Here is a 1267-nt window from a genome sequence, read left to right as displayed (position 1 = left end):
GCCAGCAGGAAGTACACCCACCGTCCCCCGCTCCCCTCGCACACGATGGGCCCCGCGTCGTCGTCCGTGGCCTCGACGAGCCAGTCGGCGACCAGTTCGCCACGGATGCCGTCGACCCGTACGGCGTCGAAGTGCACGCCGGCGAGGCGCAGTTGGTGCCCGGCGGCCGGGACCCAGGAAGGGCGGTGCGGTGTTTCCGTCATGGTCACACGGTGCCGTCCGAGCGGCTACGCTCGGTAGCGACTGAGGGGATACACGCCGGGGTGTATCGGTCGGAGGTGTGCACTGTGTCCCAACCACCCGTCGCCTGGCGCTACAGCGGCAACCAGATGAAACGCTGGCGCACCAGGGCCAACGTGACCAGGGAGCAACTGGCCGAGGCGGCCAACTACTCCCCGGACACGATCAAGTCGATGGAGCAGGGCGTACGGATGCCCACGCCGCGAGTCCTCGACGTGGCCGATGAGTTGTGCCGTGCCGACGGGTTGCTGAGTGCGGCCAAGGACTATCTGAGCAGAGAGAAGTTCCCGGCGCGCGCTCAGGAGTTCATGGAACGGGAGAAGGAAGCGATCAGCCGCTGGTCGTATGAGGCGACGCTGATTTCTGGTCTGCTGCAAACGGAGAGATACGCGCGGACTCTCATTGAGAACCGTTACCCGCCCCTGGACGAAGAGGTCGTGGAACAGCGGATCGACGCCCGCCTGGAACGGCAGGAGATTCTCACCAGGCGCAAGCCACCCGTCGGTTTGAGCTTCGTCATCTACGAGGCAGCGCTGCGCAGCCCGCTGGTGGACGCCGAACAACTGCGCCGTCTGCTGGAGGTCTCGCGGCTGCGCAATGTTGCCTTGCAGGTCCTTCCGTTCGAGTCCGGCGTTCCGGCGGCGCTGCTGGGTCCGATGGTGTTGCTCGAAACCCGGGGACACGAGCGTTTCGCCTTCGCCGAGGGGCAGTTCGCCAGCGAGCTGTCGGCCGATCCCGGGGTTGTCAACCGTGTCACCGAGCGTCTTAGCATGATCCGCACGCAGGCTCTCAGTCCCGCTGAGTCGGCCCGTTTCATCGAGCGGATGGTGGATCGCGATGAGTGACCAGCTGAACTGGCGCAAGTCGAGCTACAGCGATGACGAGGGCGGCGACTGTGTTGAGGTCGCCGCCGCGGTCGGGGCCATCCACATCCGTGACTCCAAGACCGCCCCGGCCGGCCCCGAACTCCGCCTCTCCGCCCCGGCCTGGTCGGCGTTCATCGCCGCAGTGCGGCCCGGGGCCTGAG

The 1267-nt window shown here is 66.9% G+C and carries 2 protein-coding genes and 1 pseudogene; 2 read left to right on the top strand and 1 reads right to left on the bottom strand.

The window, feature by feature from the left end:
- A pseudogene (locus tag AB0E98_RS33790) lies at positions 1 to 203 on the bottom strand (hypothetical protein); the annotation flags it as partial.
- Positions 204 to 329: 126 nt separating this feature from the next.
- On the opposite strand from AB0E98_RS33790, the gene AB0E98_RS33785 reads away from it, so the two are divergent.
- A complete protein-coding gene (locus AB0E98_RS33785; protein ID WP_051908938.1) occupies positions 330 to 1085 on the top strand; it encodes a helix-turn-helix transcriptional regulator in 756 nt (251 codons plus the stop codon).
- Positions 1078 to 1266: a DUF397 domain-containing protein gene (locus tag AB0E98_RS33780; RefSeq protein ID WP_031184691.1), complete on the top strand. Its 189-nt coding sequence runs from the start codon at positions 1078 to 1080 to the stop codon at positions 1264 to 1266. The genes AB0E98_RS33785 and AB0E98_RS33780 overlap by 8 nt, the downstream gene beginning before the upstream one ends.
- Position 1267: the final 1 nt, after the last annotated feature.

The sequence above is a fragment of the Streptomyces sp. NPDC037389 genome, from assembly GCF_040636475.1.
In the GTDB taxonomy this organism is placed as follows: Bacteria; Actinomycetota; Actinomycetes; order Streptomycetales; family Streptomycetaceae; genus Streptomyces; species Streptomyces hesseae.
The sequence above is the reverse complement of the archived record's forward strand: the minus strand, read 5'-3'. Positions and strand labels throughout refer to the sequence as shown.

Bases quoted from the DNA above. Each gene is read 5' to 3' on its own strand.
- AB0E98_RS33780 (WP_031184691.1), top strand. From the start codon at position 1,078: ATGAGTGACCAGCTGAACTGGCGCAAGTCGAGCTACAGCGATGACGAG.
- AB0E98_RS33785 (WP_051908938.1), top strand. From the start codon at position 330: ATGAAACGCTGGCGCACCAGGGCCAACGTGACCAGGGAGCAACTGGCC.